The organism is Roseovarius tolerans (assembly GCF_900109855.1).
Lineage (GTDB): Bacteria > Pseudomonadota > Alphaproteobacteria > Rhodobacterales > Rhodobacteraceae > Roseovarius > Roseovarius tolerans.
Genome location: NZ_FOBO01000021.1, coordinates 13,051 through 36,479, shown reverse-complemented (window position 1 = coordinate 36,479; position 23,429 = coordinate 13,051). Strand labels below are relative to the sequence as shown.

The 23,429-nt window shown below is 63.7% G+C and carries 26 protein-coding genes; 11 read left to right on the top strand and 15 right to left on the bottom strand.

Annotation, left to right across the window (positions count from 1 at the left end; all coding sequences use genetic code 11):
- Positions 1 to 78: 78 nt before the first annotated feature.
- Complete coding sequence (locus BMX04_RS16615) at positions 79 to 1,125, top strand: Glu/Leu/Phe/Val family dehydrogenase (protein WP_074788000.1); 1,047 nt, start codon at positions 79 to 81, stop codon at positions 1,123 to 1,125.
- Positions 1,126 to 1,193: 68 nt separating this feature from the next.
- Positions 1,194 to 2,129, top strand: a complete 936-nt coding sequence (locus tag BMX04_RS16610; RefSeq protein ID WP_074787999.1) for an orotidine 5-phosphate decarboxylase — start codon at positions 1,194 to 1,196, stop codon at positions 2,127 to 2,129.
- 12 nt (positions 2,130 to 2,141) lie between these two features.
- Here BMX04_RS16610 and uvrC read toward each other — a convergent pair whose 3' ends face one another.
- From uvrC to BMX04_RS16575, 7 genes are all read right to left on the bottom strand, one after another.
- Positions 2,142 to 4,007: an excinuclease ABC subunit UvrC gene (gene uvrC / locus BMX04_RS16605; protein ID WP_074787998.1), complete on the bottom strand. Its 1,866-nt coding sequence runs from the start codon at positions 4,005 to 4,007 to the stop codon at positions 2,142 to 2,144.
- Positions 4,008 to 4,304: 297 nt separating this feature from the next.
- Complete coding sequence (locus BMX04_RS16600) at positions 4,305 to 5,084, bottom strand: SDR family oxidoreductase (protein ID WP_074787997.1); 780 nt, start codon at positions 5,082 to 5,084, stop codon at positions 4,305 to 4,307.
- Positions 5,085 to 5,097: 13 nt separating this feature from the next.
- Positions 5,098 to 6,063, bottom strand: coding sequence for a calcium/sodium antiporter (locus BMX04_RS16595; protein WP_050663396.1), 966 nt, complete (start codon positions 6,061 to 6,063; stop codon positions 5,098 to 5,100).
- Positions 6,060 to 6,251, bottom strand: coding sequence for a hypothetical protein (locus tag BMX04_RS16590; RefSeq protein ID WP_074787996.1), 192 nt, complete (start codon positions 6,249 to 6,251; stop codon positions 6,060 to 6,062). Before BMX04_RS16590 ends, BMX04_RS16595 begins: the two co-directional genes overlap by 4 nt.
- Positions 6,232 to 7,029, bottom strand: a complete 798-nt coding sequence (locus BMX04_RS16585; protein ID WP_074787995.1) for a S49 family peptidase — start codon at positions 7,027 to 7,029, stop codon at positions 6,232 to 6,234. Before BMX04_RS16585 ends, BMX04_RS16590 begins: the two co-directional genes overlap by 20 nt.
- Positions 7,030 to 7,118: 89 nt before the next feature.
- Positions 7,119 to 7,880 (bottom strand): ABC transporter permease, encoded by a 762-nt coding sequence (locus tag BMX04_RS16580; RefSeq protein WP_074787994.1) that lies wholly within the window; start codon positions 7,878 to 7,880, stop codon positions 7,119 to 7,121.
- On the bottom strand, positions 7,877 to 8,806 hold the full coding sequence (locus BMX04_RS16575) for an ABC transporter ATP-binding protein (protein WP_074787993.1): 930 nt from the start codon (positions 8,804 to 8,806) through the stop codon (positions 7,877 to 7,879). The genes BMX04_RS16580 and BMX04_RS16575 overlap by 4 nt, the downstream gene beginning before the upstream one ends.
- Before the next feature lie 199 nt (positions 8,807 to 9,005).
- On the opposite strand from BMX04_RS16575, the gene BMX04_RS16570 reads away from it, so the two are divergent.
- Entirely contained in the window at positions 9,006 to 9,728 is a 723-nt protein-coding gene (locus tag BMX04_RS16570; protein WP_074788019.1) for an SGNH/GDSL hydrolase family protein, read from the top strand.
- Between the two features lie 13 nt (positions 9,729 to 9,741).
- Here BMX04_RS16570 and BMX04_RS16565 read toward each other — a convergent pair whose 3' ends face one another.
- The 3 genes from BMX04_RS16565 to BMX04_RS16555 are packed head-to-tail and all read right to left on the bottom strand — an operon-like array spanning position 9,742 to position 11,570.
- Positions 9,742 to 10,818: a 5-(carboxyamino)imidazole ribonucleotide synthase gene (locus tag BMX04_RS16565; protein WP_074787992.1), complete on the bottom strand. Its 1,077-nt coding sequence runs from the start codon at positions 10,816 to 10,818 to the stop codon at positions 9,742 to 9,744.
- Positions 10,811 to 11,299, bottom strand: a complete 489-nt coding sequence (gene purE, locus BMX04_RS16560) for a 5-(carboxyamino)imidazole ribonucleotide mutase (RefSeq protein ID WP_050663390.1) — start codon at positions 11,297 to 11,299, stop codon at positions 10,811 to 10,813. Before purE ends, BMX04_RS16565 begins: the two co-directional genes overlap by 8 nt.
- A gap of 46 nt (positions 11,300 to 11,345) precedes the next feature.
- Positions 11,346 to 11,570: a YdcH family protein gene (locus BMX04_RS16555; protein WP_050663389.1), complete on the bottom strand. Its 225-nt coding sequence runs from the start codon at positions 11,568 to 11,570 to the stop codon at positions 11,346 to 11,348.
- A gap of 164 nt (positions 11,571 to 11,734) precedes the next feature.
- On the opposite strand from BMX04_RS16555, the gene BMX04_RS16550 reads away from it, so the two are divergent.
- Complete coding sequence (locus BMX04_RS16550; RefSeq protein ID WP_050663416.1) at positions 11,735 to 12,148, top strand: Hsp20 family protein; 414 nt, start codon at positions 11,735 to 11,737, stop codon at positions 12,146 to 12,148.
- Between the two features lie 6 nt (positions 12,149 to 12,154).
- The gene (locus BMX04_RS16545) at positions 12,155 to 12,382 is read left to right on the top strand and encodes a DUF1150 family protein (RefSeq protein WP_074787991.1); all 228 of its coding nucleotides are present in this window, start codon (positions 12,155 to 12,157) and stop codon (positions 12,380 to 12,382) included.
- Positions 12,383 to 12,397: 15 nt separating this feature from the next.
- Here BMX04_RS16545 and hemF read toward each other — a convergent pair whose 3' ends face one another.
- The 5 genes from hemF to bhcR all read right to left on the bottom strand — a co-directional run bounded on the left by hemF (position 12,398) and on the right by bhcR (position 16,463).
- Positions 12,398 to 13,288 carry an oxygen-dependent coproporphyrinogen oxidase gene (hemF, locus tag BMX04_RS16540; RefSeq protein ID WP_074787990.1) on the bottom strand — a complete coding sequence of 297 codons (891 nt, stop codon included), beginning with the start codon at positions 13,286 to 13,288 and terminating at the stop codon, positions 12,398 to 12,400.
- A gap of 28 nt (positions 13,289 to 13,316) precedes the next feature.
- The gene (locus BMX04_RS16535; RefSeq protein ID WP_050663386.1) at positions 13,317 to 14,117 is read right to left on the bottom strand and encodes an SDR family NAD(P)-dependent oxidoreductase; all 801 of its coding nucleotides are present in this window, start codon (positions 14,115 to 14,117) and stop codon (positions 13,317 to 13,319) included.
- A 42-nt stretch (positions 14,118 to 14,159) separates the two neighbouring features.
- On the bottom strand, positions 14,160 to 15,149 hold the full coding sequence (locus BMX04_RS16530) for a class I SAM-dependent methyltransferase (RefSeq protein WP_074787989.1): 990 nt from the start codon (positions 15,147 to 15,149) through the stop codon (positions 14,160 to 14,162).
- A gap of 1 nt (position 15,150) precedes the next feature.
- A complete protein-coding gene (gene clpS, locus BMX04_RS16525) occupies positions 15,151 to 15,498 on the bottom strand; it encodes an ATP-dependent Clp protease adapter ClpS (protein WP_050663384.1) in 348 nt (115 codons plus the stop codon).
- A 140-nt stretch (positions 15,499 to 15,638) separates the two neighbouring features.
- Entirely contained in the window at positions 15,639 to 16,463 is an 825-nt protein-coding gene (gene bhcR / locus BMX04_RS16520) for an HTH-type transcriptional regulator BhcR (protein WP_074787988.1), read from the bottom strand.
- 204 nt (positions 16,464 to 16,667) lie between these two features.
- Here bhcR and bhcA point away from each other — a divergent pair, with 204 nt between their 5' ends.
- The 6 genes from bhcA (at position 16,668) to ugpA (ending at position 23,425) form a co-directional block, all read left to right on the top strand.
- Positions 16,668 to 17,861, top strand: coding sequence for an L-aspartate--glyoxylate aminotransferase BhcA (gene bhcA / locus BMX04_RS16515; RefSeq protein ID WP_074787987.1), 1,194 nt, complete (start codon positions 16,668 to 16,670; stop codon positions 17,859 to 17,861).
- A gap of 11 nt (positions 17,862 to 17,872) precedes the next feature.
- Complete coding sequence (bhcB, locus tag BMX04_RS16510; protein WP_074787986.1) at positions 17,873 to 18,841, top strand: beta-hydroxyaspartate dehydratase BhcB; 969 nt, start codon at positions 17,873 to 17,875, stop codon at positions 18,839 to 18,841.
- A gap of 46 nt (positions 18,842 to 18,887) precedes the next feature.
- Complete coding sequence (bhcC, locus tag BMX04_RS16505) at positions 18,888 to 20,051, top strand: 3-hydroxy-D-aspartate aldolase BhcC (RefSeq protein ID WP_074787985.1); 1,164 nt, start codon at positions 18,888 to 18,890, stop codon at positions 20,049 to 20,051.
- 11 nt (positions 20,052 to 20,062) lie between these two features.
- Positions 20,063 to 21,055, top strand: coding sequence for an iminosuccinate reductase BhcD (bhcD, locus tag BMX04_RS16500; protein WP_074787984.1), 993 nt, complete (start codon positions 20,063 to 20,065; stop codon positions 21,053 to 21,055).
- A 140-nt stretch (positions 21,056 to 21,195) separates the two neighbouring features.
- Positions 21,196 to 22,503 carry a sn-glycerol-3-phosphate ABC transporter substrate-binding protein UgpB gene (gene ugpB / locus BMX04_RS16495; RefSeq protein WP_074787983.1) on the top strand — a complete coding sequence of 436 codons (1,308 nt, stop codon included), beginning with the start codon at positions 21,196 to 21,198 and terminating at the stop codon, positions 22,501 to 22,503.
- A 40-nt stretch (positions 22,504 to 22,543) separates the two neighbouring features.
- Positions 22,544 to 23,425: a sn-glycerol-3-phosphate ABC transporter permease UgpA gene (ugpA, locus tag BMX04_RS16490; protein ID WP_074788018.1), complete on the top strand. Its 882-nt coding sequence runs from the start codon at positions 22,544 to 22,546 to the stop codon at positions 23,423 to 23,425.
- Positions 23,426 to 23,429 lie beyond the last annotated feature (4 nt).

Sequence of the window (23,429 nt, the reverse complement as noted above, 5' to 3'; positions counted from 1 at the left end):
CGTCACGGCCAAGTGACAAAAGTTTGCTGTTTTTTCGCGTCTGCGTGGTCTTACCCTGAGTGGAAGGAGGATTCCACCATGCTGACACGTCTTTCATCGCCCGGCCACGAGGATCTGTACCGCGTCGAGGACCGCGAGAGCGGCTTGCGCGGCTATATCGCGTTGCATTCCACGCGGCTTGGACCGGCGGCGGGCGGACTGCGGATGCGGGTCTATGAGGGGGATGATGCGGCGATCGAGGATGTGCTGAACCTGTCGCGCGGCATGAGCTACAAGAACGCCGCCGCCGGTCTGCCCTTGGGGGGTGGCAAGGCGGTGATCATGGGCGATCCGGGCCACGACAAGACGCCCGCGCTGCTGCGCGCCATGGGGCGCGCCATCGACAGCCTTGCGGGGCGCTACTGGACCGCCGAGGATATGGGGATGAGCCCCGAGGACATGGCAGAGATCGCGCGCGAGACGCGTTTCGTGGCGGGGCGCGATCAGGGCATGCATGCCAGCGGCGATCCCTCGCCGGTGACGGCGCGGGGTGTGATGGGCGCGATGCAGGCGGGCGCGATGCGGGTCTGGGGCAAGGCCGATCTGTCCGGTCGCCGGGTGGCCGTGCAGGGGCTGGGCCATGTTGGCTGGCACCTGTGCCTGATGCTGCACGAGGCGGGAGCGCGGCTGATCGTGGCGGATATGGATGCGGCGCGCGTTGCCTCGACCGTCAAGGAGTTCGAGGCGGAGCCGGTGGCACCCGAGGCCATTCACGCAGCGGAGGCGGATATTTTCGCGCCCTGCGCGATTGGCGGCGTTCTGAACGCGCGCAGCATTCCCGAAATCAGGGCCGCACTGATCTGTGGCGCGGCGAACAATCAGCTGGCGACGCCCGAGGCCGCCGAATTGCTGGAGGCGCGCGGCATTCTCTATCTGCCGGATTACGTGGCCAATGGCGGTGGGATCATCAATGTCGCTGCCGAGATCCTGCAGATCGCGGATCGGGATGGCTGGGTGGCTGACCGGCTGTCGGCGATGCAGGCCAACATGGCCCATATCCTCACCCTTGCAGCGGCTGAGGGCGTAAGCCCCGCCGTGATCGCCGACCGGATGGTCGAGGAGCAACTTCTCGCGCAGGCGGTCTGACGCCGGTCTTGATTTGTGCGGGGCCACGCGGCTTGCTAAGCTGGGTGAAACAATGCCGGAGTCCCGCCATGCGTCTGCCCCTGATCCTTGCCCTTGCCCTCGGCCTTGCCACGGCCGCGCAGGCCGAGACCCGGCTGAGCGACGGGGTGAGCCTTGCTCATGGCACGTTTTCCTCTGGCGGGGGATTGACCATCGCCACCGAGTTTCGCCGCACAACGAAAGGCGGCACCGCCCTGTGTGGTGCATGGTCCGAGAGCGAGAGTCAGGCGAGTTACACCACGGGCGAGGCGCGGCGCATCGTGCAACTGGCCAGCGTCTATTCGCAGGGGCGGCGGGTGATGCAGGATCTGGGCGCGCTGCCACAGATCGCGCCGCGGCTGGATTACGCGGGTGCGCCCGCGGGCTGCATCCTGACCGATCTGCCGTGGCGGGCGGGGCGCGTGCCCGAGGTCTTCCTGCCAAGACAGCAGATCAGCCGATCCGGTGGCGGCAGCAGCGCCCCAAACATCGTCTTTCGTCAAACGGGGCCGGGGGCCATGGGCGCAGGGCTGGAGGTGGTGCCGGTCCTGCGCCGTCTGAGCCGTCTGCTGGATCTGAGCCCCGCCGCGACAGTGGCCGAGGGGCGCTATTCCTCGGGCGGCGGGGTGCGCGTGGCGGCTGAACTGGTGTCGGTCAACGGGCGCGCGCATGTCTGTGGCCTGTGGTCCGACCTGCCGGGGCAGGACAGGCGCAGCGGGGCGCTGGGGCGCGAGATCTTGCGGCGCACGCAGGCGGTGCTGGACGGGCGCATGATGCGTGATGATCTGGGCGAGCTGCGCCGCGCGCGGGCGCGGATCGATTACGCTGGGGTGGATGCGACCTGTCTCGATACCGGCCAAGCGTGGCGGGCCGAGATGGCCCGTCGCCCGCTGGTGCTGCGCCTGCCCGAAACGGTGGTGTACCGCGACACGACGCTCGAAGGCCGGGTGCTGATCCGGTTCGCGCCGGTCGCGCCGCAGGGCTGAGATGCCGCGCGCTCAACCCTCGTTGAAATAATCGTAGATCTTCTGGGCGAGGCCCTTGCTGACCCCGTCGACCGCGCGCAGGTCGGCGAGGTTGGCGCGGCTGATGGCCTTGGCCGATCCGAAATGCGCAAGCAGGGCGCGCTTGCGGGCGGCACCGACGCCGGGCACCTCGTCGAGCGGGGTGGCGGAGATCGCCTTGGCGCGTTTGGCGCGGTGCGTGCCGATGGCGAAGCGGTGCGCCTCGTCGCGCAGGCGCTGCACGAAATAGAGCACCGGGTCATTGTGGCGCAGCGCCATGGGCCGCTTGCCGGTGCGGTGGAATTCCTCCTTGCCGTGGTCGCGGTCCACGCCCTTGGCGACGCCGACCATCGGGATATCCGAAACCCCCATCTCGCGCATGATGCCTGCAACCGCGCTCACCTGCCCTGCGCCGCCGTCGATCAGCAGCAGGTCGGGCCATTGGCCCTGGCTGCGATCCGGGTCTTCTTTGAGCAGGCGTTTGAAGCGGCGGGTCAGCACCTCTTTCATCATGCCGAAATCATCGCCGGGGGTCAGGCCGTCGCCCTTGATGTTGAACTTGCGGTAGTGGTTCTTCATCATCCCTTCGGGCCCTGCCACGATCATCGCGCCGACGGCGTTGGTGCCCTGAATGTGGCTGTTGTCATAGACCTCGATCCGCTGCGGGGGGCTAGGCAGGTCGAATGCCTCGGCCAGGCCTTTGAGCAGCTTTCCTTGCGTCGCGCTCTCGGCCATTTTGCGGGCGAGGCTTTCGCGGGCGTTGCGCAAGGCGGCGTCGATCAGTTCGGCCTTTTCGCCGCGCAGAGGGACGGTGAGCGTCACCTTGCGGCCGAGTTTCTCGGTCAGGGCCTGGCTCATCAGGTCGGGGTTTTCCAGATCATGTGACAGGATGAGGGCGCGGGGCGGCTCCTTGCTGTCGTAGAACTGACCGATGAACGCCTCGAGCACTTCGGGCTCCTCCACATCCGCACCGACGCGGGGATAGAAATCGCGGTTGCCCCAGTTCTGCCCGGCGCGGATGAAGAAGACCTGCACGCAGGCCTGCCTCTGTTCCAGGTGCAGCGCGATCACGTCGGCCTCATCGACGGTGCGCGGGTTGATGCCCTGCGCGGTCTGCACCTGCGTCAGCGCCTTGATCCGGTCGCGCAGGGCGGCGGCGCGCTCGTATTCCATCGCCTCGGCGGCCTGCGACATCTCGGTGGCCAGCTTTTCCTGTATCTCGGTGGAGCGGCCCGAAAGGTAGCGTTCGGCGTCACGCACCTGAACGGCATACTCGGCCTTGGATATCTTGCCGACGCAGGGCGCGGTGCAGCGTTTGATCTGGTATTGCAGGCAGGGGCGCGTGCGGCTTTCGAACATGGTGTCGTTGCAATTGCGCAGCTGGAAGACGCGCTGCAACTGTGCGAGCGTGCGGTTGACCGCGCCGGCGCTGGCAAAGGGGCCGTAATAGCTGCCCTTCTCGCGCTTGGTGCCGCGATGTTTCTTGATCATCGGATAGTCATGCGACGTCACAAGGATGTTCGGAAAGCTCTTGTCGTCGCGCAGCAGCACGTTGTAGCGCGGCTTGAGCTGTTTGATGAGGTTCTGTTCGAGCAGCAGTGCCTCGGTCTCGGTTGCCGTGGTGAGGAACATCATCGAGGCGGTTTCCGAGATCATCCGTGCGATCCGCGCGGTGTGACCGGTGGACCGCGCATAGTTCGATACCCGTGCCCGCAGGTTGCGTGCCTTGCCGACATAAAGCACCCGCGCCTGCGCATCGAGCATGCGGTAGACGCCCGGTGAGGCATCGAGCGTGCGCAGGTAGCCCCGGATCACGTCGGGGCCGGTGGCAGGCGGGGAGGGCGGGTCAGTATCGGGCATATGCTTTCAGATATGATTCTCGTGTTGTGCTGCAATGATCCGGGGCCGAGGGCAAGGGATAAGGTTTCCACCATTGCTGTGGATAACTCTGCCTATAAGTTTTCGTGAGCGGGAAATTTTCGTTGAATCAAGCCAGCTTCGCTGAAATGATTAAAATATAGGCAGTATAATATACCATTGATTCAAAAAGATAAAAATCTCTGTCCTGAACATACCATTGAAAACGTTAGCATTTTTGTGACGCTTACGTAACGGCAGTATGACCGGTGCAAAACTTCTCTGCGAGAGTCATGTTCTCTACTCAACTCCGAGGACATCCGGGGTCTGCCAGCCCAGGTGCTGACCGCCATCGACGCAGATCAATTGGCCGGTCACGCCGGGCGCGTGCAGCAGGTAGGCGAGCGCCCCGGTGATGTCCGTCTCGTTGGCTCCGCGCTGCAGAATCGTCGCGTTTCGCTGGTTCGCGAAATGCTCGGCGCTCTGGCGATGGCCCTGCAGGGTGGGGCCCGGCCCGATGGCATTGACCCGCAGTCGGGGGGCAAGGGCCTGTGCTGCCGTCTGCGTAAAGGCCCAGAGGCCCATCTTGGCGATGGTGTAACTCATGAATTCCGGTGTCAGCTTGCGCACGCGCTGGTCGATCATGTTGACGACAAGGCCCTGCGCACGCGGCTCGTCATTCTCGTCGGTGAGCGGATCGGGAACCTGTCGCGCCAATTCCTGTGTCAGCACGAAGGGCGCGCGCAGGTTGCTTTCCATGTGCCGATCCCAGCCTTGCCGGGTGGCGCTGTCGATCGTGTCATATTCAAAGATCGAGGCGTTGTTGATCAGGGTGGTCAGTGGCCCGCCGAGCGCCTCTGCGGCGCGTGTGATCAGCGGCGTGACTTGTGCCTCGTCCAGCAGATCAGCCTGTAGCGTCACCGCCTGCCGACCGAGCGCGCGGATCTCTGTGGCGACCTCCTCGGCGGCCTGTGCGGAGGTGGCATAGTGGATCGCCACATCCTGCCCTTGCCGCGCCAGTTCCAGCGCCATCGCGCGGCCCAGCCGCTTGCCTGCCCCGGTCACCAGCCCTCGTGTCATGCCCTGCCCTCGCTTATGTCAACACGATTGCAACATAGCCCACATAGGCCGAGGTCAACAGGACACCCCAGACCCTGCCGATATCCCGCCCGAGAAACACGAACGGAATGAGAATGAGCGACGCCGCCAGCATTACCCAGAGGTCGAAGGTGAGGAATTCCGCATTGACCGGCACCTCGCCGATCAGCGCGGTGATCCCGATAATGGCAAGCAGGTTGAACATGTTCGAGCCGATCACGTTGCCAAGTGCCACGTCGGCCTGCTTGCGCAGGGCCGCCATGACGGTGGTGGCCAGTTCCGGCAACGAGGTGCCGAGAGCCACCAGCGTGAGCCCGATCGCGGCCTCGCTGATGCCGTAGCGCATCGCGAGGATGGAGGCGTTGTCGACGAGGATATCCGCGCCGAGGGGCAGGCCCACGAGGCCAAGCAGCAGGAACGTCACGATCTGCCACCATGGCATGTCGGGGTCGGCCCCTTCGACATCCTCGATGAAATCGGCCTCCGAAAGTGCCTTGATCGCCGCATCGCGCCGATGGCTGAGCGCGTCACGCAGCGCATCGCCCAGCATGAGCATGAGGGCCGCCAGCAGGATCAGCCCGGCGATCCAGTCGAACGATCCGCGAAAGGCGAGGGCGATGAACAGCACGCTTGCGCCGAGCATTTGCAGGTAGGACTTGCCGCATTTGCAGCCGCTTGTGTGCAGCACCGACAGGATCGCGGGAATGCCCAGCACCAAGAGCACATTGGCCGTGTTCGAGCCCACCACGTTGCCAAGCGCCAACCCCGCCTTGTCGTTCAGAACCGCGTTGACGGAGATCAGCAGTTCCGGGGCCGAGGTGCCGAAGGCCACCACGGTGAGGCTGACGATCAGCGCCGGAATGCCCAGCCGCAGGCTGAGGTTGACCGCGCCCTTGACCAGCGCATCCCCCGCCAGAAGCAGGATGACGAGGCCGAGCGCCACCATGAGCCATGGCATCATGGATTGCGTCCCTTTTCGCAGGAACATTGCCCCTTGCCGATGCGGTAGCGTCCGCATTTGCGGCACTTGGCCGCCGCAAGTCGTTTCTGTCCGGGAAACCGCAGCTTGCCGAACATCGCGAGCACGCCCATGGCCACGAGGAAGAGAACGACGATCTTCACCACCATGTCAGAGACCGAACCGGGCATAGCTCGCCCGTTCCTCGACCGCTGACAGCGCATCCTGTGCGATCGTCGCGCCAAAGCGTGAGAGCAGCCCGCGCTTGCGGCCGTATTTGGCAAAGCGCACCTTGTCGCCGTAAATCTCTTTCATCTTGGGCATCAGATGTCCGACGCCATCGGCCAAGCCCAGTTCGACGCTGCGCTGTCCCAGCCAGAACTCCCCTGTGAAGATGTCCGGATCATCGGCCAGCTTTGTACCGCGCCGGGCTTTGACATGCGCGATGAAGGCCTCGTGAATCTGGTCCAGCAACCCCTTGAGGCGTTTCACATCCTCGGGTTTTTCGGGCAGGAACGGGTCAAGCGTGCTCTTGGATTTGCCGGCGGTGTAGACCCGGCGTTCGATCCCCTGCCGTGAGAGAAATACCTGCGCGCCGAACCCCGCCGAGATCACCCCGATGGAGCCGAGGATCGAGCTGTCATCGACCCAGATATCGTCAGCCGCGACCGCCAGCCAGTAGCCACCCGAGGCCGCCACGTCCTCGACGAAGGCATGCACGGGGATTTCCTTTTCGGCCGCCAGCCTGCGGATGCGTGCGGCGATCAGTGAGCTTTGCACCGGCGAGCCGCCGGGCGAGTTGATCACCAGCGCCACCGCCTTGGGCTTACCCCGCGAGAACGCCTTTTCGATCACCGGGCCGAGCGCCTCGTCATTTAGCTGCGCGCGGCCGCCCGCGCCGATCACGCCCTGAAGTCGGATGACCGCCACTGTGGGGTGACGGTTGAGGAAAGGGATCAGATGCTTCATGCGTCCCGATGTAGAGTGCGAGGGGCAGACAAACAAGGCGCATGGACCAACTGAGAGCGCCCAGCGTAAAAAAGGTTACGCGCGCGCGCTCAGGACTTGATCCGGTAGCCGGTCTTGAAGATCCACCAGACCACCCCGAGGCAGAGCGTGAAAAAGATCCCGATCGCGGCGAGGCTCAGGCCGACGCCGACATCCGCCACGCCGAAGAACGACCAGCGAAAGCCCGAGATCAGGTAGACCACCGGGTTGAACAGCGTCACCGTCTGCCAACCCTCGGGCAGCATCGAGACCGAGTAGAAGGCCCCGCCCAGGAACACCAGCGGCGTGATCACCAGGAGAGGGATCAGTTGCAACTGCTGGAAATTTTCCGACCAGATGCCGATGATGAAGCCGAAGAGCGCGAAGCTGACGCAGATCATCACCAGAAAGACCAGCATCATCACCGGGTGCTGAATGTCGAGATCGACAAAGAACCCGGCGGTGATCAGGATCACCCCGCCGATGAGCAGCGATTTCGTCGCCGCCGCTCCAACATAGCCCAGAACGATTTCGAAAAAGTTGATGGGGGCCGAAAGCAGTTCGAAGATCGTGCCGATGAATTTCGGGAAATAGATCCCGAACGAGGCGTTGGAGATGGCCTGTGTCATGACGCTGAGCATGATCAGCCCTGGCACGATGAAGGCGCCGTAGCTGACGCCCTCGACCTCTTCGATGCGGCTGCCGATGGCGGCGCCGAAGACCACGAAATAGAGCGTGGTGGAGATCACCGGGGATAGGAGAGATTCGAGAATCGTGCGGAAGAACCGCTTCATTTCATAGACATATATGGCCTTGATGGCGTGCAGGTTCATGCCGCGTCCTCCCGCACAAGACCCACGAAAATCTCTTCCAGACTGCTCTGTCGGGTCTCGATATCGCGCAAGTTCAGCCCCTCGTCTGCGAGCGCCTGCAACAGCCGGGTGATGCCGGTGCGCTCGCCGCTGGTGTCGTAATGATAGAGCAGCGCATGCCCGTCATGGGCCAGTTCGAGCGCGTATTGCGCAAGCGTATCTGGCACCGCCTCGACCGGCTGCACAAGGTCGATCTGCAGCGTCTTGCGGCCCATCCGGCGCATCAGATCCGCCTTGTTCTCGACCAGCAGGATCTCGCCGCGATTGATGACGGCGATGCGGTCGGCCATGGCCTCGGCCTCCTCCAGATAATGCGTGGTGAGGATGATGGTGACGCCGCTTTCCTTGAGCCCGCGCACCACCTCCCACATGTCGCGGCGCAGTTCCACATCGACGCCAGCCGTGGGCTCGTCGAGGAACAGCACGCGCGGCTCGTGGCAGAGCGCCTTGGCGATCAGCACGCGGCGTTTCATGCCGCCCGACAGTTCTCGGATGCGGTTGTTGCGCTTGTCCCAGAGCGAGAGTTGCCGCAGCACCCGCTCGACCAGCGCATCATCGCGTGACTTGCCGAAGAGGCCGCGCGAGAACTGCACGGTGTTGATCACCTTTTCAAAGGGTTCCAGCGCGATTTCCTGTGGCACTAGGCCGATCATCGCGCGCGCGGCACGGTAGCCGGTGACGATGTCATGCCCGCCGACGCGCGCCTGCCCGGCGGACGGAGTGGTGATGCCGCAAAGCGCCGAAATGAGTGTCGTCTTGCCCGCGCCATTGGGGCCGAGCAGGGCGAGAATTTCGCCCTCTTCTATATCCAGAGAGACGTCGCGGAGAGCCCGAAAGCCGTCCTTGTAGGTCTTGCTCAGCCGGTCCACCGTGACGATCGCGCGCATTGTCCATTCCTTCTGTCTGAGCGCGAACCTAGAGGTTTGAGGCGGGAGTGCAATGTTCGTTGCCGCAGGCCATTCTGTGCGAAGGACAGGTCGCCTCCGGGCAACAGAGTGTTTTTGGGAATTTGTTAAACCTTCGGTGCCAGTCTGATAGCATGGATGCTTGGGGGCGTCCGATCCGATCATGGTGACGAGGCTGAAAATGACACGACAGATATTCGCGATCGCACTGCTGACCCTTGTTTTGACGGGGCCGCAGGCGATGGCGCAGGGGCGCGACGGGTTCCGTATCCTGGTGATGGGCGATTCGCTCATGGCGATGCACAAGCTGGTCGGCCTGTCGGTGTCGTCGACCGTGCGACGCATGACCGGGGCGCAGGTGACCGACCGCGCCATCGGCGGGGCGCGGTATTTCTACCGGCTGCCGATCAGCGGGGCACTCGGGCTCAATATCAAGCAGCAATATCATCGCGGGAACTGGGATTGGGTGGTGCTCAATGGGGGCGGCAACGATCTGTGGCTTGGTTGCGGGTGCAACCGCTGCGAACGGCGCATGAACCGGTTGATTTCGCGTGACGGTCGCCGTGGTATGATCCCCGGCTTCCTGTCGCGACTGCGCCAAGACGGGGCGCAGGTGATTTATGTGGGCTATCTGCGCTCGCCGGGTGTGAATTCCCCGATCGAGCATTGCGCCGACGAGGGTGACGAATTCGACCGACGCATGGCGCGTCTCGCGGCACTGGACCGGGGGCTGCATTTCATGCCGCTGGCCGACATGGTCCCGCATGGCGATCTGAGCTATCACGCGCTGGACCGCATTCACCCCTCGGTCAAGGCAAGCCGCCATATCGGTGCGCGCATCGCAAATGTCATCGCGTCCCAGACGCAAGGCACGGTTTCACGCAACGCGCTGACCGGAAACTGATGGGGTCAGGGCGCTAGGTCGGCTTGCGCATGATCCGGTTGACATGGCCCATCTTGCGACCCGGCTTTACCTCGGCCTTGCCATAGAGGTGTAGCGCGGCATCGGCCTCCTGCATGATCTGCGGCAGGCGGTTCACGTCATCGCCGATGAGGTTCTCCATCACCACATCCGCATAGCGCGACCCGTCGCCCAGCGGCCAGCCCGCCACGGCGCGGATATGCTGTTCGAACTGGTCGATGGCGCAGCCGGATTGCGACCAGTGGCCGGAATTGTGGACGCGTGGCGCGATCTCGTTGACCACGAGGCCCTTGGCCGTCACGAACAGTTCCACCCCCATGACGCCCACATATTTCAAACGGTTGAGGATCTTGGCCGTCAGCAGGACCGCATCGGTGCGCTGTGCCGCCGTCAGGCGCGCGGGCACGGTGGTGGTGCGCAGGATGCCGTCGTCGTGGACGTTCTCGCCGGGATCATAACAGGCCACGTCACCGGCGGCATTGCGCGCCGCGATGACCGACACTTCGTGGCTAAACTCGACAAACCCCTCGTAGATCGCTGCGGCGCCGTTCATGTCGGCCAGGGCCTGTTCGGCGTCCTGCGCCGTCATGATCCGCGCCTGCCCCTTGCCGTCATAGCCGAAGCGGCGGGTCTTGAGGATCGCGGGCAGGCCGATCTCGGCCATCGCTTCGGCCAGATCCTCGGCGTCATCGACGGCGGCAAAGGGCGCGGTTGCCAGCCCCAGATCCGACAGGAACGCCTTTTCCATCAGACGGTCCTGGCTGACCTTGAGCGCGCGGCGGCCGGGGTGGACGGGCTTAATCCGCTCCAGCAGATCAAGGGCCGAGGCGGGGATATTCTCGAACTCAAAGGTGATGACATCGACGCTTTCGGCAAAGCGGCGCAGGGCATCCTCGTCGGTGTACTCGGCCTTGAAATGGAAGTTCGCCACATGGCTCGCCGGGCAATCGCCGCCCGGCTCGAAGATGCAGGTCTTGAACCCGAGGCGCGCCGCGGCGACCGAAAGCATGCGGCCCAACTGGCCGCCACCCAGGATGCCGATGGTCGCGCCGGGAGAGAGAGGATCAGTCATCGCTTGGCTCGTCTGGAATGGAGGCAGAAAGCGCGGCGCGCCAGTCATCGAGGCGCTGCGCGAGGGCAGCGTCGGAATTGGCAAGGATCGCGGCGGCCATCAGCCCGGCATTGGCGGCCCCTGCCGCCCCGATCGCCATGGTCGCCACCGGGAAGCCCTTTGGCATCTGCACGATGGAATAGAGGCTGTCGACACCTGCGAGCGCGCGGGTCTGCACCGGCACGCCGATCACCGGCACGCGGGTTTTCGACGCCATCATGCCCGGCAGATGCGCCGCCCCGCCCGCGCCGGCTATGATCACCTGCAAGCCGCGCTCAACGGCGGTCTTTCCGTAGTCCCACAAGCGGTCCGGCGTGCGATGCGCCGAGACGATGCGCGTCTCGTATCCCAGGCCCAACTCGTCGAGAATGCTCGCCGCTTCGCGCATGGTGGACCAGTCGGACTGACTGCCCATGATGATGCCGATTTTCACGCCTGTCATGTCACGCCTCACGTTTTGAAGCGCGCACTATACCCATCAAGGGGGGTTACGCAATGATGTCGGGATAGAGCCGGTCCTCGATCCGGGCGATCATGTCGCGCAGCCAGAGTTTTTTCTTCTTGAGCCGTTGCAGGGTCAGCTGATCGGCGGTGCTTTTCTCCTGCAGCGCGCGAATGGCCGCGTCGAGATCGCCATGCTCGCGGCGGAACTCTTCCAGTTCCACGCGCAGCACATCCTCTGATTTCATCGAAAGGTCGCTATAGGCGTTCATGGCAAGCGATTCCTCCAAGGGGGCCGTGGGCTTACAAGATAGTCAATCCGCGCCCATTCGCAAAGCCCTTGCGCGCATCCGGGGCAATCCCCATATTTTTGGGCGCAGGCTGCCATAACGGGGCCTTGCGCAACGGACGGTCGCTTAAGCTCAAGGACGTGTCGATGACAAAGCTTACTCTGGGGTCGCACCCCTACATGCTGGGGTTCGAGCAGCTCGAACGGATGCTGGAACGCAGCGCCAAATCGGGCAACGAGGGTTATCCGCCCTTCAACATCGAACAGACCTCGCAGAATTCCTATCGCATCACACTGGCCGTGGCCGGGTTCTCGGAGGAGGATCTGGCGATCACCGTGGAGGACCGGCAACTGGTCATCCGGGGCCGTCAGGGCGACGACGCCGAGGGCCGTATCTACCTGCATCGCGGTATCGCCGCGCGTCAGTTCCAGCGCTCTTTCGTGCTGGCCGACGGTGTCGAGGTGGGCGAGGCGATCATGGAAAACGGACTTTTGCACGTGGACCTCACCCGCGCCCAACCCGAGCCGGTGGTGCAGAAAATCAGGATCAACAAGGGGTAAGCCATCATGGATACGAAGTATGATTTCGGAAATATCGAGGACCGGGCCATCGTCTATGTGCGGCCCGTCAATGTCGAGGATCTGCCCGAAGACATGCGCGAGCAGGTCGGCGATCTGACGACGCTCTACGCCGTGCACAGCACCGAGGGCGAGCGGCTGGCGTTGGTGCGCGACCGCAAGCTGGCCTTTCTTCTGGCGCGCCAGAACAACATGGAGCCGGTGACGGTTCACTGACCAGGCGTTGTGCCTCTAGTGCCACTTGGCCAAGGGAGGCAGGCTCATCAGCACCGCGTTTGCGTCATGCCCGGTGGCCAGCCCGAACTTGGTGCCGCGATCATAGACGAGGTTGTATTCCGCATAGAGCCCGCGATGCACAAGCTGGGTATCCTTGTCGGCCTCGGTGAAGGGCTGCACCCGGCGCCGTTCGGTCAATGGCACAAAGGCGGGTAAAAACGCCCGCCCGATATCCTGGGTCAGGGCGAAATCCGCTTCCCAGTCGCCGGTGTTGCGGTCATCCATGAAGATGCCGCCGACGCCGCGCGCCCGGTGGCGATGCGGGATGTAGAAATATTCGTCCGCCCAATCCTTGAGGCGCGCGTAAAGATCCTCGCCATGCGGGGCGAGATGCGCCTTTTGCTGGTCGTGGAAATGCGCGGTATCCTCGGGATATTCGATGCAGGGGTTGAGATCCGATCCGCCGCCGAACCACCACGCGCCGGGGGTCCAGAACATCCGGGTGTTCATGTGCACGGCCGGGCAATGCGGGTTCTGCATATGGGCGACGAGGCTGATGCCGGAGGCCCAGAAGCGCGGGTCGTCCTCCATCCCCGGCACGCCGCGCGCGGCCATCGCCTTTTGCGCGGCCTCGCCCAATGTGCCGTAAACCTCAGAGACGTTGACGCCGACCTTCTCGAAGACGCGGCCGCCGCGCATCACGCTCATCAGCCCGCCGCCGGCGTCTGATCCGTCGTCGCTGGCGCGGCTCGTCTCGGTCACGTCGAAGCGGCCCGGTTCGGCCTCTGCAAACGGCCCCGTGTCAAGGCTGTCCTCAAGCCCCTCGAATGCGGCGACGATCTCGTCGCGCAGATGGCGGAACCAGGCGCTTGCGCGGGCTTTCTTGTCGGTGAAATCGTCACTCATCGGGTCAATCCTTGGGCTCTTTGTCCCATTAATGCGCCGGGGCGGCGACGGGATCAAGCAGGGTGCGCCCGCCATCCATCGTCATGATCTGCCCGGTCATGAAGCTGGAGCCGTCGCAGGCGAGATATTGCACCGCCTCGGCGAGTTCCGTGGCCGAGGCGATGCGGCCAAGGGGGGTGTGGTCCTCGATATCGTCGCGGTAATCGCTGTGCTCGCGCAGCGTGTCCTTGAGCGACGCACTCATCACCGAGCCGAACGCTACGGCATTGACGCGAATGCGGTATGGCGCGAGCGCCACCGCGAGGCTGCGCGTCATCTGGTCGAGGGCCGCCGAGGAGATCGAGTAGGCCATGAGATCGGGATGTGTGCGGCGCGCGGCGATTGAGGAGAGGTTGACGATGGTGCCGGTGACCCCTTCGGTCTGGCCTTCGGCCTGCTTGATCATCCGCTTGGCGACCTGTTGGCTCATCCTGAGCGAGGTCATCAGGTTTTGCTGTAGCAGCATCTCGACGGCATCATCCTCGGGGTTGAGCGCGTCCGAGGGCACAACCTGACGGCACGCATTCACTAGGATGTCGATCTGCTCGAACGCGTCGATGGTGGCCGAGAGCAGATTGGCCTGCGCCAGTTTCTGCCGCAGGTCGCCTGCGAAATACCGGATATTGTCGGCTTCGGCGGCCTTGCCCAATTCGTCTTTCAGGCGTTTCTCGTCCATGTCGGCGAACATGACATTGGCGCCCTTGTCCGCGAAATGCCGCCCGATGGCGAGGCCGATCCCGTTGGCGCCGCCGGTCACGATGGCGGTCTTGCCCGCGATGGAGAATGACATGAAAGCGCCTTTCGAGCTGATCTTTGGGGAGGTTAGGCGATTCTACCGCGTCTGACGAGACGGGTGACGCGCCTGAAGGATCTTGAAGCGGGTGTCGCCCGCGATCTCTTCGACATGTTTGAAGCGTTGCGCCAGCGTCGCCTCGTAGGGCAGATGGCGGTTGGCCACAAGCCAGAGCGTGCCGGAGGGCTTGAGCGCGCGCGCCGCCGAGGCGATGAAGGCGCGGCCCAGATCGGGGTTGGCGCTGCGTCCGGTGTGAAAGGGCGGGTTCATGATCACGCTGTCAGCGCGGCTGTCGGGTTGCCACTGGGTGGCATCGGCCCAATGGAACGCGGCGCGCGGATCGAGCACATTGCGCTGCGCACAGGCGAGGGCGGCGTGATCCGCTTCGACCAGATCGAGCCGGGTGATGCTCTCGCGGCCCAGCACCTGCGCGGCGAGGTATCCCCAGCCTGCGCCAAGGTCGATCACATTCGCGCCCAGCTTTTCGGGCAGCGCGCGCGCCAGCCAGTCGGAGCCCGGGTCGATGCCGTCGGCGGAAAACACGCCGGGGGCGGTGACATAGCCGCCTGCGATCTCGCTCTCGGTGGTGTGCCAATCGGCAAACTCGGCCTCTGCGGGCAGGGTGAAGACCTTGCCATGCGCCTTGGACAGCGGCGCGCCGGTCTCGACGCGCTTGCGGCAGTCCTTGAGGATCGATTCGACCCCGTCGGTCTTGTCGCCATCGACGATCACCGACCCGTCGGTCACATCCGCCGCCTGCGCGATCAGCGCACGCGCCAGCGGCTTGGCGCGGGGCAGGCAGACAAGCGCCGCCGCGTAGCGGCCCTCGGGGGCCACCGCGCAATCGTAGCCACGCGCGGCGAACGCGTCGAAATCGGGTTTCATCGTGGTGATGACCTGCACACGTTCGGCGGGCAGTGCCGTGATATCCGCCCCGGCGCGCGGTGCGATCACGGCGATACGTCCCGCTTCGGGCAGCGTCACGGTGCCGGACTCGACGGCAAGCGACAGGCGCGAGGGCGTGCTCACGCTATTCCTTTTCCATGGTGCATTGCAGCGGGTGCTGATGACGGCGGGCGAAATCCATCACCTGCGCGACCTTGGTCTCGGCAATCTCGTGGCTGAACACGCCGACAACCGCGACGCCCTTTTTATGCACCGTCAGCATGATCTCGAAGGCCTGTGCGTGCGACATGCCGAAGAACCGCTCGAGCACCGCGACGACGAATTCCATCGGGGTGTAATCGTCATTCAGCAGCAACACCTTGTAGAGCGGCGGGCGCTGCGTCTTGGGGCGCGTCTTGATCGCGACGGAGACGTCGTCGTCGCCATCCTCGTCCTTGCCCGGACCGGCCAGTTGGGGAAACTGCACTGTCATCACTTTGCTGTCGCACCCTTGTTGCGCATGAGGTCCATCGCTTTGGCCTCTCTATATAACCTATGACCCCTCCGAGAAAAGGGGGCAGATCGGGATTCGCGGGGTCAAATTTTTCGGCGTCAGGATTGATCACCGGGCTATCACGTTCCCTCGGCGTCGTGTCCGGCGATCAGGTGGGTGATCTGTGCGGCCGCCTGCGCCACGGCGCGGCCGAATTCGGGAAGGCGCGCGTCGGAAAACCGCGAGGAGGGGCCCGAGATCGACACACCGGCACAGGGCTCTCCGCGGTCGTTGAAGATCGCGGCGCCGATGCAGGACATGCCGTCATACCGCTCGTTTCGGTCGAACGACCAGCCGCGCGCGGCGGTCTGTTCGAGGTCTTCGAAGAGGGCGCGGGGTGTGACATGGGTGTTCGCGGTAAAGCCCTGTAACCCTGCCCCTTTCAGCAGCGCGAGGCGGCGCTCTTCTGACAGCGCCGCGAGAAGAGCCTTACCGATGCCCGAGGCGTGCATGGGCGTGCGCGAGCCGGGCGGAAAGAAGGCCCGGATCGGGTTGCCGGTCTCGACCTGCCCGATGAACACCACCTCGGCCCCGTCCGGCACGGCGAGATTGGCGGTCTCGCCGGTTTGTTCCATCAGGCGGCGCATCACCGGGCGGCCCGCATCCGACAGGTTGGTGCGCTTGAGATAGGCCACACCCGTGCGATAGGCCTCGATGCCGATGGTCCAGTCCTGCCGCTCTTCGTCGAAGCGGACGAACTCGCGCTTTTGCAGGGTCGTCAGAATGCGGTGCGTGGTGGCCGTGGGGATGCCCAGCGAAAGCGACAGATCGGTGAGGTTCACCCCTTCCTGCCGGGCCACCGTCGTCAGCACGCCAAGCGCGCGGTCGAGCGACTGCATGGTGCCGGCGCTGCTTTCGGAGAATTGGGATTTGGGGCGGCCCCGGGGGCGTTTGGTCTGGGTCATGAGAAGCGATTCCCTGGGTGGGCGATTGCATGCAGAATAAAAATATTTTTCACGAGTTTATATAGGGCAGATATGAAAAAATAAAAACCTATATAACACAGATATTTATGATTTTATAATTATAAATGAAAAATGTTTTCAAGAAAATTGCCGAAAAGCTGGGCATCCCTCATATTCACTGCATCACCCAAGGAGGATGGTGTCATGTCAGATCAGAACCCGGTTTTCATTCCCGGCCCGACCAATATTCCCGACAGGTTGCGCCGCGCGATGCAGGTGCAGACGCAGGATCACCGCTCGCCCGCCTTCGTCAACACGCTGACGCCGGTGCTGGCGGGGTGCCTTACGGTGTTCGGCGCATCGGAGGCCGAGATCATCACCTTTCCGGCCTCGGGCACTGGCGGCTGGGAGGCGGCGATCACCAACACGCTGTCGCCCGGCGACACTGTTCTGGTGGCGCGCTATGGCATGTTCAGCCATCGCTGGATCGACATGTGCGCGCGGCATGGGCTGAACGTGCAGATCATCGAATGCCCCTGGGGCAGCGGTGCGCCCGCCGACAAGTTCGAGGCGGCGCTACGCGCTGATACCGCGCACAAGATCAAGGCCGTGCTCGTCACCCATAACGAAACAGCGACCGGCGTGCGCTCTGACATCGGGGCGGTGCGGGGTGCGATGGACGCTGCCGCACATCCCGCGCTCTTGATGGTCGATTGCGTCAGTTCCCTCGCGTCGATGCCGTTCGAGATGGATGCCTGGGGTGTCGATATCGCGGTCGCCGGCTCGCAAAAGGGGTTCATGCTGAATACCGGCATGGCCATCCTCGCGGTCAGCGACAAGGCGCTTGCCGCGATGGACAGCGCCACGCTGCCGCGCACCTTTTTTGATTTTCGTGATATGCTGACGACCAACGCCAAGGGCGGCTATCCCTATACGCCGCCGCTGCAACTGATCTACGGCATGGCCGAAAGCCTGAACATGCTGTTCGAGGAGGGGTTGGAGAATGTCTATGCCCGGCACACGCGCTTGGCCGAAGGTGTGCGGCGTGCGGTCGAGGCCTGGGGTCTGCGTCTCGTGGCGCAATCGCCGGAACTCTACTCTGACACGGTCAGCGCCATTTATGTGCCTGACGGGTTTGACAGCAACGCCCTGACCGAGCACGCCTTTGCCACCTATGGCATGAGCTTTGGCGTGGGGCTGGGAGAGATGAACGGCCGCGCTTTCCGCATCGGCCATCTGGGCAGTCTGACGGATGCGATGATGCTGTCGGGGCTGGCCACGATCGAAATGGCGATGGCCGACCTGAACTACCCGGTCAAGCTGGGCTCGGGCGTGATCGCGGCGCAGGATTATTACCGCAAGACCGCCAAGCCCGTTCTGACCGAACAAGCCGCGTGAAAGGAGAGAGCATGCTGGACCAACGAAGCCCGGGCGATCTGACGATTGAGGACGTGCGCACCGCGCATGAGCGGATCAAGCCCTATATCCACCGCACGCCGATCCTGACCTCGTCCTTCCTGAACGAGCTGACCGGTGCGGAGCTGTTCTTCAAATGCGAGAACTTCCAGAAGGCGGGCGCGTTCAAGGTGCGTGGTGCGTCGAACGCGGTCTTCGGGCTGACGGACGAGGTGGCCAAACTGGGCGTGGCGACGCACAGCTCGGGCAACCATGCGCTCAGCCTCAGCTATGCGGCCGGACGGCGCGGCATTCCGTGCCATGTGGTCATGCCCCGCACCGCGCCGCAGGCGAAAAAGGATGCGGTGCGCGGTTATGGCGGCATCATCACCGAATGCGAGCCCTCGACCACCAGCCGCGAAGAGGTCTTTGCCAAGGTTCAGGCCGAGACCGGCGCGGAATTCGTGCATCCCTATAATGACCTGCGCGTCATCACCGGGCAGGCCACCTGTTCGCTCGAGATGATGGAGCAGACCGAGGGGCTCGATGCCGTGATCGCGCCCATCGGCGGCGGTGGCATGATCTCGGGCACGTGTCTCACGCTGTCGAACATCGCGCCCGATGTGGATATTTATGCCGCCGAGCCCGAGCAGGCCGATGACGCCTATCGCAGTTTCAAGGCCGGGCATATCATCGCCGATGACGCGCCCGAGACGGTGGCCGATGGGCTCAAGGTGCCGCTCAAGGACAACACCTGGCATTTCGTGAGCCATAACGTGACCGACATCCTGACCGCCAGCGAAGACGAGATCATCGACGCGATGAAACTCACCTGGGCGCGGATGAAGATCGTGATCGAGGCGAGCTGTGCCGTGCCGCTGGCGACGATCTTGAAAAACCGCGAGGTGTTCGCGGGTAGGCGCGTCGGCGTGATCATCACCGGTGGCAATGTCGATCTCGACAAGCTGCCCTGGATCAAATGAGCATCGGCCGGGCCGCGCCCGGCCATAGGATAAACCGGAGGATACCATGAAAGACGTGATCAATCTCGACGACTACGAAGTGGGCTTTGACATCCCTGCCCTGCCGGGCATGGATGAGGCCGATATTCAGACGCCCTGCCTCGTGCTCGATCTCGACGCGCTGGAGCGCAACATCAAGAAGATGGGCGATTGGGCCCGCGAGCACGGCATGCGCCACCGGGTGCATGGCAAGATGCACAAGTCGGTTGATGTGGCGAAGCTGCAGGAGAGCCTTGGCGGCTCTTGTGGTGTCTGCTGCCAGAAGGTGAGCGAGGCCGAGGTCTTTGCCCGTGGCGGGATCAAGGACGTGCTGGTGTCCAATCAGGTGCGCGACCCCGCCAAGATCGACCGTCTGGCGCGGATGCCCAAGCTGGGCGCGCGCACGATCTGCTGCGTCGATGATCTGGCCAACGTGGCGGATCTTTCGGCGGGGGCGCAAAAGCACGGGACGCAGATCGAATGTCTGGTTGAAATCGACTGCGGCGCGGGGCGCTGCGGCGTCACCACGACACCCGAGGTGGTCGAGATCGCCAAGGCCATCGACGCGGCACCCGGCCTCAAGTTCGCGGGGATTCAGGCCTATCAGGGCGCGATGCAGCACATGGACAAATACGAGGACCGCAAGGCCAAGATCGACCTCGCCGTAGCGCAGGTGCGCGACGCCGTCGAGGGGCTGAAAGCCGAGGGGCTGGAGTGCGACATCGTCGGCGGCGGCGGCACCGGCAGCTATTATTTCGAGGGCAATTCGGGGGTGTATAACGAGCTTCAGTGCGGCTCTTACGCCTTCATGGATGCCGATTATGGTCGCATCCTCGACAAGGACGGCAACCGGATCGACCAAGGCGAATGGGAAAACGCGCTCTTCATCCTGACCTCGGTGATGAGCCACGCCAAGGCCGACAAGGCCATCGTCGATGCGGGCCTCAAGGCGCAGTCGGTGGATAGTGGCCTGCCGTTCATCTTTGGCCGCAAGGACGTGGAATACGTCAAATGCTCGGACGAGCATGGCGTGGTTGCCGACCCCGATGGCGTGCTCAAGGTCAACGACAAACTGCGCCTTGTGCCCGGTCACTGCGATCCGACCTGCAACGTACATGACTGGTATGTCGGCGTGCGGGGCGGCAAGGTCGAAACCGTCTGGCCGGTCTCGGCCCGTGGCCGGGCCTATTGAGGGCTGGCATGATGGATCAGAAAGTAGAGACCCAAGGCATCGTCATCGTCGGTGAGGAAATCTGCCAGGAGGTGATCAGCCGCGCCGACGCGTTTTCGGCCGTCGAAGCCGTGTTCGGCGCGATGGCCAAGGGCGACGCCTATAACTTTCCGGTGGTGCGCGAGGCCATCGGCCATGCCGATGCGCTCTACGGCTTCAAGGGCGGGTTTGACAAATCCGGCCTGACCCTCGGGCTCAAGGCGGGTGGCTACTGGCCTGGAAACATGGAGAAGGGGCTGACCAACCACCAATCCACGGTCTGCCTCTTCGATCCCGATACCGGGCAATTGTCGGCGCTGGTGGGGGGCAATTACCTCACTGCGCTGCGCACGGCGGCCTCAAGCTCGGTCTCCATCGCGCATCTGGCGCGCAAGGATTCACGCGTGCTGGGTATGGTCGGTGCGGGGCATCAATCCGCCTTTCAATTGCGCGCCGCCGCCGAGCAGCGCGATTTTGACAAGGTCGTGGCGTGGAACCCGCATCCCGACATGCTGCCGCGTCTGCAAGCGGTGGCCGAGGAACTGGGGCTGGCCTTCGAGGGTGTGAGCCAGGAGGAATTGGGCGCGCAGGCGGATGTGATCATCACGATCACCAGCGCGTTCGAGCCGCTGCTCATGGCCGACTGGATCAAGCCCGGCACGCATATCGCCTGCATGGGCACCGATACCAAGGGCAAGCAGGAGGTCGACCCGGTCCTCTTCCAGCGTGCCACCGTCTTTGCCGACGAGATCGCGCAGTCGATCAGCATCGGCGAGGCGCAGCATGCGGTCGCGCAGGGCCTTATTGCCGAGGGTGACATTACCCCCGTCGGTGCGGTGATCAACGGCACCCATGCCGGTCGTGCATCAGCAGAAGAGATCACGTTGTTCGATGGCACCGGCGTCGGTTTGCAGGATCTTGCCGTGGCCTCGGTCGCCGCAAGGATCGCGCGCGAGAGGGGGCTGGTGACACCCGTCACCCTCTGATCCGGCGCTATATGACAGTTCGGTGATTTTTGAACAGGCAGCCGTGCGCACGGTTGCCTGTTCGCGTTTTCCGTGTAGCCTGTCGCGGCCTGCCGTCGCCCGGAGATGGGCGGCGCACCATTGCTTCAGGGAGAAAAATCATGCGCAGCCTTGCACTTGGCGCGACACTCGTCGCCACCACGACGCTCACACCGCTGGCCGCACTGGCCGAAACCGAAATCCAGTTCTGGCATGCCTTTACGGGTCGTCTGGGCGAGTTGGTGGCCGAGCAGGTCGCTACGTTCAACGAAAGCCAGTCCGACTATACGGTCAACGCCACCCACAAGGGCAATTATTCCGAGACGCTCAATGCCGGGATTGCCGCGTTCCGCGCCGGTGAGCAGCCGCATATCCTGATGGTGTTCGAGGTGGGCACTGCCACGATGATGGGCGCGCAGGGTGCGATCAGGCCGGTCTACGAGGTGATGGCGGGGGATGAGTTCGACCCCGATGCCTATATCGGCGCGGTGAAGGGCTATTACACCACTACCGACGGGCAGATGCTGTCGCTGCCGTTCAACTCCTCCACCCCGGTGCTGTGGGTCAACCGCGACGCGCTCGAAGGCGCGGGGATCGACCCCGATACCGATCTGAGCACCTGGCAGAATGTCGATGCGGTTCTGGATCAGCTGGCAGAGGCCGGGCATGACTGCCCGCTCACCACAGCATGGCAGAGCTGGATTCACCTCGAGAACCTGTCGGCCTATCACGACGTGCCGTTCGCCACGAAAGACAACGGCTTTGCCGGGCTCGACACCGAGCTTGCCTTCAACGGGCCGGTGCAGGTGCAGCATATCGGCGCCATGGGCGAATGGGCCGATGAGGGCAAGTTCATCTATGCCGGTCGCCGTAACGAGGGTGGCGCGAATTTCCGCGCGGGGGAATGTGCGCTCTTCACCGAAAGCTCGGCGGGCTATGCGGGCATCAAATCCGAAGCGCAGTTTGAGTTCGACGTGCGCCCGCTGCCCTATTGGGACGGCGTCGAGGGTGCGCCGCAGAATACCATCATCGGCGGTGCGTCGCTGTGGGTGATGGAGGGGCACGAACCCGCAGAATACGAGGCGGCGGGGGCGTTCCTCAACTTCCTGTCGTCGCCCGAGATTCAGGCCAAGTGGCATCAGGACACCGGCTATCTGCCGATCACCACGGCGGCGGGCGAGTTGACCCGCGAGCAAGGGTTCTACGACGAGAACCCGGGCACCGATGTGGCCGTCAAGCAGATGACCACCAACAGCCCCACCGCCAATTCCAAGGGCCTGCGGCTCGGCTCCTTCGACCAGATCAGGGGCATCATCGACGAAGAGCTTGAGGCGGTGTGGTCCGGCGACAAGGACGCGCAGGCGGCGCTGGATTCCGCGGTTGAGCGCGGCAACCAACTGCTGCGCCGGTTCGAGCGCGCCAGCAACTAAAGGTTTGATGGGGGCGGGCGACCGCCCCCTCACCCCCCGCATGGAAAAGCGCGTCACCTTCAAGGGCTGGCTTCTGCCGCTCTGCCTGATCGCGCCGCAGGTGATCATCTCTGCGGTGTTCTTCTTCTATCCGGCGGGGCAGGCGGTGTGGCAATCGCTGTTCATCCCCGACCCGTTCGGCCTCTCGTCGCAATTCGTCGGGCTGGAGAATTTCGAATATCTGCTCGGCGATCCGTACTATCGCGCATCGTTCATCACGACCGCGATCTTTTCCACGCTGGTGACGCTCGCGGCGATGATCCCGGCGTTGTTTCTGGCGGTGATGGCCGACCGGCTGGTGAAATCGGCGGGCGTCTACCGGACGCTGCTGATCTGGCCCTATGCGGTGGCCCCTGCTGTCGCTGGCGTGCTGTGGCTCTTCATGTTCAACACGCGGGTCGGCGTGGTGGCGTGGTATCTGGGGCAGTTGGGCTATGACTGGAATCATGTGCTCAATGAAGGCGAGGCGATGGGCCTCGTCGTCGTCGCCTCCGCCTGGGGGCGCATCAGCTACAATTTCCTTTTCTTCTTCGCCGCCCTTCAGGCCGTGCCCCGCTCGATCATCGAGGCGGCGGCGATCGACGGTGCGCGCTTTTGGCGGCGGTTCTTCACCATCGTGCTGCCCCTCTTGTCGCCGACCACGTTTTTCCTCTTGGTGGTCAACATCGTCTATGCCTTCTTCGAAACCTTCGGGGTCATCCACACCATCACAAGCGGCGGGCCGCAACAGGCCACCACGATCCTCGTCTACAAGGTGTTTTCGGACGGGTTCGTCGGGCAGGATCTGGGATCGAGCGCCGCGCAATCGGTGATTCTGCTCGTGGTCGTGGGGCTGCTCACCGTGCTGCAATTCAAGTATATCGAGAAGCGGGTGCATTACTGATGGC

Excerpts from the sequence above, each read along its gene's own strand:
- BMX04_RS16615 (WP_074788000.1), top strand. The coding sequence starts at position 79 with ATGCTGACACGTCTTTCATCGCCCGGCCACGAGGATCTGTACCGCGTC.
- BMX04_RS16610 (WP_074787999.1), top strand. The coding sequence starts at position 1,194 with ATGCGTCTGCCCCTGATCCTTGCCCTTGCCCTCGGCCTTGCCACGGCC.
- uvrC (WP_074787998.1), bottom strand. The coding sequence starts at position 4,007 with ATGCCCGATACTGACCCGCCCTCCCCGCCTGCCACCGGCCCCGACGTG.
- BMX04_RS16600 (WP_074787997.1), bottom strand. The coding sequence starts at position 5,084 with ATGACACGAGGGCTGGTGACCGGGGCAGGCAAGCGGCTGGGCCGCGCG.
- BMX04_RS16595 (WP_050663396.1), bottom strand. The coding sequence starts at position 6,063 with ATGATGCCATGGCTCATGGTGGCGCTCGGCCTCGTCATCCTGCTTCTG.
- BMX04_RS16590 (WP_074787996.1), bottom strand. The coding sequence starts at position 6,251 with ATGCCCGGTTCGGTCTCTGACATGGTGGTGAAGATCGTCGTTCTCTTC.
- BMX04_RS16585 (WP_074787995.1), bottom strand. The coding sequence starts at position 7,029 with ATGAAGCATCTGATCCCTTTCCTCAACCGTCACCCCACAGTGGCGGTC.
- BMX04_RS16580 (WP_074787994.1), bottom strand. The coding sequence starts at position 7,880 with ATGAACCTGCACGCCATCAAGGCCATATATGTCTATGAAATGAAGCGG.
- BMX04_RS16575 (WP_074787993.1), bottom strand. The coding sequence starts at position 8,806 with ATGCGCGCGATCGTCACGGTGGACCGGCTGAGCAAGACCTACAAGGAC.
- BMX04_RS16570 (WP_074788019.1), top strand. The coding sequence starts at position 9,006 with ATGACACGACAGATATTCGCGATCGCACTGCTGACCCTTGTTTTGACG.
- BMX04_RS16565 (WP_074787992.1), bottom strand. The coding sequence starts at position 10,818 with ATGACTGATCCTCTCTCTCCCGGCGCGACCATCGGCATCCTGGGTGGC.
- purE (WP_050663390.1), bottom strand. The coding sequence starts at position 11,299 with ATGACAGGCGTGAAAATCGGCATCATCATGGGCAGTCAGTCCGACTGG.
- BMX04_RS16555 (WP_050663389.1), bottom strand. The coding sequence starts at position 11,570 with ATGAACGCCTATAGCGACCTTTCGATGAAATCAGAGGATGTGCTGCGC.
- BMX04_RS16550 (WP_050663416.1), top strand. The coding sequence starts at position 11,735 with ATGACAAAGCTTACTCTGGGGTCGCACCCCTACATGCTGGGGTTCGAG.
- BMX04_RS16545 (WP_074787991.1), top strand. The coding sequence starts at position 12,155 with ATGGATACGAAGTATGATTTCGGAAATATCGAGGACCGGGCCATCGTC.
- hemF (WP_074787990.1), bottom strand. The coding sequence starts at position 13,288 with ATGAGTGACGATTTCACCGACAAGAAAGCCCGCGCAAGCGCCTGGTTC.
- BMX04_RS16535 (WP_050663386.1), bottom strand. The coding sequence starts at position 14,117 with ATGTCATTCTCCATCGCGGGCAAGACCGCCATCGTGACCGGCGGCGCC.
- clpS (WP_050663384.1), bottom strand. The coding sequence starts at position 15,498 with ATGACAGTGCAGTTTCCCCAACTGGCCGGTCCGGGCAAGGACGAGGAT.
- bhcR (WP_074787988.1), bottom strand. The coding sequence starts at position 16,463 with ATGACCCAGACCAAACGCCCCCGGGGCCGCCCCAAATCCCAATTCTCC.
- bhcA (WP_074787987.1), top strand. The coding sequence starts at position 16,668 with ATGTCAGATCAGAACCCGGTTTTCATTCCCGGCCCGACCAATATTCCC.
- bhcB (WP_074787986.1), top strand. The coding sequence starts at position 17,873 with ATGCTGGACCAACGAAGCCCGGGCGATCTGACGATTGAGGACGTGCGC.
- bhcC (WP_074787985.1), top strand. The coding sequence starts at position 18,888 with ATGAAAGACGTGATCAATCTCGACGACTACGAAGTGGGCTTTGACATC.
- bhcD (WP_074787984.1), top strand. The coding sequence starts at position 20,063 with ATGGATCAGAAAGTAGAGACCCAAGGCATCGTCATCGTCGGTGAGGAA.
- ugpB (WP_074787983.1), top strand. The coding sequence starts at position 21,196 with ATGCGCAGCCTTGCACTTGGCGCGACACTCGTCGCCACCACGACGCTC.
- ugpA (WP_074788018.1), top strand. The coding sequence starts at position 22,544 with ATGGAAAAGCGCGTCACCTTCAAGGGCTGGCTTCTGCCGCTCTGCCTG.